The organism is Streptomyces sp. NRRL WC-3549 (assembly GCF_000721935.1).
Taxonomy (GTDB): Bacteria; Actinomycetota; Actinomycetes; order Streptomycetales; family Streptomycetaceae; genus Streptomyces.
On record NZ_KL585391.1, the window covers coordinates 168,537 to 174,290 of the forward strand.

Here is a 5,754-nt window from a genome sequence, read left to right on the forward strand (position 1 = left end):
AGATGTGTATAAGAGACAGGGCTGCTGCTGGGCGTACGGGTCGTACTGCTGCTGTGTGCCCCCGTACGGGTCGTAGCCGTAGCCCTGTGCCGTCCCGTAGCCCTGCTGGGTCTGGCCCTCGTGCGCGGACTGCGGGTGCTGCGGGGGCTGTTGCGCGTACGGGTCGTACTGCTGCTGCGCCTGCTGCTGATAGACCGGCTGACCGTACCTGTCGTAGCCGATGATCTGCGGCTGCTGCTGGTAGTACGGGTCGTACGGGTTTGGTCGGTCGTTCACCGGTGCCCCTCTCCGTGGCTCATTCGCCGCGGTACAACTGGCGCTTGTCGATGTAGCGGACCACACCGTCCGGCACCAGATACCAGACCGGCTCCCCCTGCGCGACCCTGGCGCGGCAGTCCGTGGACGAGATCGCCAGCGCGGGGACCTCGACGAGCGACACCCCGCCCTTGGGCAGCCCGTCGTCCGTCAGCAGGTGACCCGGCCGGGTCACACCGATGAAGTGGGAGAGCGAGAACAGCTCCTCGGCGTCCCGCCAGGTGAGGATCTGGGAGAGCGCGTCGGCGCCGGTGATGAAGAAGAGGTCCGCGTCGCCGTGTACGTCGCGCAGATCCCGCAGTGTATCGATCGTGTACGTCGGCCCGGCACGGTCGATGTCGCTGCGGCTCACCGAGAACTGCGGGTTGGACGCCGTGGCGATGACCGTCATGAGATAGCGGTCCTCGGCCGGGGAGACCGTCTTGTGGCTCTTCTGCCACGGCTGCCCGGTCGGGACGAAGACGACCTCGTCGAGGTGGAACTGGGCGGCCACTTCACTGGCCGCCACCAGGTGTCCATGGTGGATCGGGTCGAACGTCCCGCCCATCACGCCGAGTCTGCGCTTGCCGCCGGTAGGCACTTCCTGCTCTCCCATGCGTGCAGACCCTACTGGCACTGCCGTTCGCCTCTGTCTCAGCGGTCCCGGTTGAAGCGCGTGGTGATCCACAACAGGAGGATCAGCACGACGAACGCGCCGCCTCCCGTGACATAGGGGCTGAGGCTTGCGTGGTTGCCGCCCTCGCCGCCTTCGGCGAGGCTGACCAGGTGCTGTGCGGTGTTCGTGAGGCTCATCTTCAACGGGACCTATCGATCGTGAGTCGGAAGGAAGACGTCGCGCACATCGTATGCGGGCGTCACGGGCACGCTCACGCCGACTCAGTCGTTGTCGTCGTCGTTGCGGTATCCACGCAGCAGGAACCAGGCGAGCAGGACCCCGCCCAGGAGCGAGACGAGCAGCACGACGCGGAGCGTGTTGCCCGGCCCCTGGCCGTCGGAGACGGCGGCGAGCAGTGTGGCGGTGGTGTGCGGCATTCCGGGCGCTCCTCGAAGTTATCCACAGCCCCCCGCACACCGTAGCGCCAACGCCTACGCTGACATCCGTCAGGGGGACGAGCGACGTCTCGTACGAACAGGGGGCATCCATGACCGACAACAGTCACGAGAGCGTGCCGAGCAGGCAGCGCAGGCGGTACCCGGGAATCTCCTCCCGCGCCTACGAGCACCCGGCGGACCGTTCGGCCCTCGTGGCCCTGCGCAAGCTGACCGGTTTCGACACCGTGTTCAAGGCGCTCAGCGGGCTGCTGCCCGAGCGCAGCCTCCGACTGCTCTTCCTGTCGGACTCCGTCAGGGTGAGCGACGCCCAGTTCGCCCACCTGAACGACATGCTGCGCGATGCCTGTTACATCCTGGACCTGGAGAAGGTCCCGCCGATGTACGTCAACCAGGACCCGCGGCCCAACGCGATGTGCATCGGCCTCGACGAGCCGATCATCGTGGTGACCACCGGGCTCGTCGAGCTGCTCGACGAGGAGGAGATGCGGGCGGTCGTGGGCCACGAGGTGGGCCACGCGCTCTCCGGGCACGCGGTGTACCGGACGATACTGCTCTTCCTCACCAACCTCGCCCTGAAGGTGGCGTGGATCCCCTTGGGGAACGTCGCGGTCATGGCGATAGTGACGGCACTGCGGGAGTGGTTCCGCAAGTCGGAGCTGTCCGCCGACCGGGCGGGGCTGCTGGTCGGACAGGACCTGAAGGCCTCGATGCGCGGCCTGATGAAGATCGCCGGAGGCAACCACCTGCACGAGATGAACGTGGACGCCTTCCTCGCCCAGGCCGAGGAGTACGAGAAGGGCGGCGACCTCCGGGACTCCGTACTCAAGATCCTCAATGTGCTGCCGCGCTCCCACCCGTTCACCACGGTGCGGGCGGCCGAGTTGAAGAAGTGGTCCGGGACCCGCGACTACCAGCGCGTCATGGACGGCCACTACCCGAGGCGCGACGAGGACAAGGACACCTCGGTGACCGACTCCTTCCGGGAGTCCGCCGCCCATTACGCCGACACGGTGCGAACCAGCAAGGACCCGCTGATGAAGCTCGTCGGCGACATCGCCGGGGGTGCGGGCGACCTGGGAGGCAAGCTCCGCGACAAGTTCACCGGGGCGGCCGGCGGCGGCAACGGCGCCACGCGCAAGGGCAGGACGGCCACGGACGCTACGGACGGCCCGGAGGGGACGTGGCGGCGTCCGGGCCCGGAGGAGGAGTCCGGGACGGAGAACTGACCGAGAGGGTCCCGCACAGATCCGCCTTGGGCAGCCCCCTGGCGTAGGGGTCGGTCCCGTCCGGTCCCCCGGCGTCCGCTCGCTCCCCGGCGAGCAGCGGGCGCAGGACACCCGTGGCATCCGCCGAGCAGGACTGCGGTCCGGCCTGGACGTAGGCGCTGCGCACCTCCAGCCGGTGCAGCCTGAGGTCCTCCCGGTCGACGACGAAGTGCAGTTCGCGCCGCACGGTGTACAGCGAGGCGTCGTCGGCGCGGTGCGGACCGGCCACGGCGGGCCGCAGCGCGTAGGTGAAGGTGTGGTCGGACACCACTTCCAGGGTGTCCGACCCCGTCTCCGCGTAGGACAGGGTGCCCTGGACCCGGACGTCGCCGTCGGCCAGTTCCACGTCGGCCGGGTCGAAACGCACCAGCCAGCCGGTCGCACTGTGCCGGCCGTCGTCGGCCGGTGCGCTCACGCTCCGCTCGAACTGAGCGGACTGGTCGGGGTCGAGCAGCCGGCCCACCGGCCGGACCATCCGGCCGGTGATCACGTCGGGGTCGATCGAGGACGCCACCAGGTAGTCCTTGACCGTGGTCAGCGCGGCGGTCACCTGGCTGGTCGAGAAGTTCTCGGTCCGCCGGACCGGCGGCAGATTGATGCCTGCCGCGCCGGTCTCGAATTCCGCGGCCGGACCGTCGGAGAGGAGGTCCTCCGGCCTGCCCCCGCGCACGGCGTCCGCGGGGGCGAGGGGCACCACGGTGGTTCTCAGCGGCTCCGCGTGCCGGGCGACGGGTTTCGGATAGGGATTGCGGAAGCCGATGTAGACGGCGGTGGCGAAGGCCAGGGTGATCAGCAGGACGAGCAGGACGGCGGCCCTGGAACGCCGACGGGTGCCGCGGACGGTGAGGGCGCCCACGGAGCGCACGGCCCGGGCCGGTTCACCCATCCGTTCCTGGGCGGAGAACTCCTTGAGCCGGGCAGCGCGCACGAAGGATTCGTCGAAGACGAGTGAGCGGTACTCGTCCTCGCCGCCCGGGGGGTTCTCCGGGGGCCCTTCCGGCGGTTCTCCGCGGCCTGTCATGGCTTCTCCCGATCTCCGCGCCACCGGCGGGGCGGGCGCGGGACCCACCTCCGCCTCCGCCTACGCCGAAAGGCGTCGGGCGGGCCTGTCCGTCACGGGTTGCGTCACAGGGACATTGGATTGCAGGGACGTTCGCTTGCGGGGGCGGTCGGTCTCGGGGCTCGGAGGCGGGCAAGGGGACGGAACCCCGGAGGCCATACCTTCAGAGTGGGTCGATCGTCCTCAAGGTAAACGCCACGCAGGTGGGAGCGCAGTCGGGAACGCTCCTGGTTAGGCCACCCGGACCGGTGGCGCTCAGGGAGTGCGGGGAACGGCGGAGACCGCCGGACGGGAGTAGCCGGCCGAGGCGGAAGGGACCCCACCGGGTTGGTCCACACCGCTCGTCGCCGGCGGCGCCTGCTCCTGGCGATTTCCCGAGGCGCCGCGGTAGACGGCGCTGAAGGCCAGCGCGACCATCCCGATCCCCATCAGCAGGGCGAGCAGCCAGGCGATCGGCCGGTGCCACCGGGCGGTGCTCCGGTACGGGCGCAGAGCGCCGCCGTGGCGGCCGTAGGGGCTGTAAAGGCTGTCCTCGTCCCCGTACACGTCGTCGTGGCCGTCGGGGTCGCGGGCGCCCCCGTGCCCCCTCCCGCGCCCGTACAGCCCGTCCGGCCCGTAGCCGTCGGCGTGGAGGTCGTCGTCCACGGCACCGCCGCCGGAGCGTGGCCGGCCCGCCTCGGCCTCGGCGCGTGCCTGTGCGGCGGCCAGCAGACGCTCGACCGCGGTGGGTTCGTGGATCTCGGCGGCCTGGACGAAGTCCTCGTCGAACACCACGGAGGCGAAGTCCTCGTCCGCGCCCCCGCGGTCGTCGTCGGGCTCCCAGCCGTCCTGAGACGGCCTGCCCCCCACGTCGTCCGGCACGGATTCAGCGTAGCCCCGGGCGGGGCGCTTCGGGCAGGGAGCGCGAAACTCGCGCCACCCGCGGCCGCCACCCGACGCACCGCCCCTACCACCGCCCTCGGCAGCCACACGGGCCACGGGGGCCACGCCTGCGGGTGGCGCTCCGCCTCCGTGACGCGCCCGTGCCGCGACCGGGGTTACCGGATGTGGCCGTCGCCCGTGACGATGTACTTCGTCGACGTGAGTTCGGGCAGTCCCATGGGCCCTCGGGCGTGCAGCTTCTGTGTGGAGATCCCGATCTCCGCGCCGAACCCGAACTGACCGCCGTCCGTGAAGCGGGTGGAGGCGTTCACGGCGACCGTCGTGGAATCCACCAACTGGGTGAACCTGCGCGCAGCCGCCTGCGACGTCGTCACGATCGCCTCGGTGTGGCCGGAGGACCACAGCCGGATGTGGGCCACGGCGGCGTCCAGCGATTCCACGACCGCGGCGGCGATGTCGTACGAGAGGTACTCGGTCTCCCAGTCCTCCGGAACCGCCGCCACCACGGTGGCCTTGGAGCCCTCGGCGTACTCCCGCACCCGCTCGTCGCCGTGCACGGTCACGCCGGCCTCGGCCAGTGCGTCCAGCGCCCGGGGCAGGAAGTCGGCGGCGACGTCCTGGTGGACCAGGAGGGTCTCGGCGGCGTTGCAGACGCTCGGCCGCTGCGCCTTGGAGTTGACCAGGATCTCGACGGCCATGTCCAGATCGGTCTGCGCGTCCACGTACACATGGCAGTTGCCCGTGCCGGTCTCGATCACGGGCACGGTGGACTCCTCCACCACGGTCCGGATCAGCGAGGCGCCGCCCCTGGGGATCAGCACGTCGACCAGGCCCCGGGCCCGCATCAGTTCGCGTACCGAGTCACGGCTCTCGCCGGGTACCAGCTGCACCGCGTCGGCCGGGAGGCCCGATCCGCCCACCGCGTCGCGCAGCACACCCACGAGGGCGGTGTTGGAGGCGTAGGCGGAGGACGAACCGCGCAGCAGCACGGCGTTGCCGGACTTCAGGCAGAGGGCGGCGGCGTCGACCGTGACGTTCGGCCGGGCCTCGTAGATGATGCCGACGACTCCGAGCGGCACCCTGACCTGGCGCAGGTCGATCCCGTTGGGGAGGGTCGAGCCGCGGACCACCTCGCCGACCGGGTCGGGCAGTGCCGCCACGTCGCGCACATCGGCGGGG

The 5,754-nt window shown here is 70.6% G+C and carries 7 protein-coding genes and 1 pseudogene; 1 reads left to right on the plus strand and 7 read right to left on the minus strand.

Going from position 1 to position 5,754, the window contains the following annotated elements; genetic code table 11:
- The 4 genes and pseudogenes from IH13_RS0109355 to IH13_RS43895 form a co-directional block, all read right to left on the minus strand.
- Positions 1-276: pseudogene (locus tag IH13_RS0109355) on the minus strand (LytR family transcriptional regulator); the annotation flags it as partial.
- Between the two features lie 19 nt (positions 277-295).
- On the minus strand, positions 296-910 hold the full coding sequence (gene nadD / locus IH13_RS0109360) for a nicotinate-nucleotide adenylyltransferase (RefSeq protein WP_031082787.1): 615 nt from the start codon (positions 908-910) through the stop codon (positions 296-298).
- Between the two features lie 38 nt (positions 911-948).
- Entirely contained in the window at positions 949-1,107 is a 159-nt protein-coding gene (locus tag IH13_RS43890; RefSeq protein ID WP_037841021.1) for a hypothetical protein, read from the minus strand.
- An 84-nt stretch (positions 1,108-1,191) separates the two neighbouring features.
- Positions 1,192-1,347: a hypothetical protein gene (locus tag IH13_RS43895; RefSeq protein ID WP_037841022.1), complete on the minus strand. Its 156-nt coding sequence runs from the start codon at positions 1,345-1,347 to the stop codon at positions 1,192-1,194.
- Positions 1,348-1,457: 110 nt separating this feature from the next.
- On the opposite strand from IH13_RS43895, the gene IH13_RS0109375 reads away from it, so the two are divergent.
- Positions 1,458-2,594, plus strand: coding sequence for a M48 family metallopeptidase (locus IH13_RS0109375; RefSeq protein WP_031082789.1), 1,137 nt, complete (start codon positions 1,458-1,460; stop codon positions 2,592-2,594).
- Here the strand turns inward: IH13_RS0109375 and IH13_RS0109380 are convergent.
- The 3 genes from IH13_RS0109380 to IH13_RS0109390 all read right to left on the minus strand — a co-directional run.
- Positions 2,527-3,654 (minus strand): SCO2583 family membrane protein, encoded by a 1,128-nt coding sequence (locus tag IH13_RS0109380; RefSeq protein ID WP_031082790.1) that lies wholly within the window; start codon positions 3,652-3,654, stop codon positions 2,527-2,529. The genes IH13_RS0109375 and IH13_RS0109380 overlap by 68 nt on opposite strands.
- A 294-nt stretch (positions 3,655-3,948) precedes the next feature.
- Positions 3,949-4,554, minus strand: a complete 606-nt coding sequence (locus IH13_RS0109385) for an SCO2584 family spore wall biosynthesis protein (protein ID WP_031082792.1) — start codon at positions 4,552-4,554, stop codon at positions 3,949-3,951.
- Between the two features lie 176 nt (positions 4,555-4,730).
- The coding region (locus tag IH13_RS0109390) for a glutamate-5-semialdehyde dehydrogenase (protein WP_051835807.1) at positions 4,731-5,754 on the minus strand (1,024 nt) is incomplete at its 5' end.

What these genes read in the sequence shown, in the direction of transcription:
- nadD (WP_031082787.1), bottom strand. Translation starts at nt 910, where the DNA reads ATGGGAGAGCAGGAAGTGCCTACCGGCGGCAAGCGCAGACTCGGCGTG.
- IH13_RS43895 (WP_037841022.1), bottom strand. Translation starts at nt 1,347, where the DNA reads ATGCCGCACACCACCGCCACACTGCTCGCCGCCGTCTCCGACGGCCAG.
- IH13_RS43890 (WP_037841021.1), bottom strand. Translation starts at nt 1,107, where the DNA reads ATGAGCCTCACGAACACCGCACAGCACCTGGTCAGCCTCGCCGAAGGC.
- IH13_RS0109380 (WP_031082790.1), bottom strand. Translation starts at nt 3,654, where the DNA reads ATGACAGGCCGCGGAGAACCGCCGGAAGGGCCCCCGGAGAACCCCCCG.
- IH13_RS0109375 (WP_031082789.1), top strand. Translation starts at nt 1,458, where the DNA reads ATGACCGACAACAGTCACGAGAGCGTGCCGAGCAGGCAGCGCAGGCGG.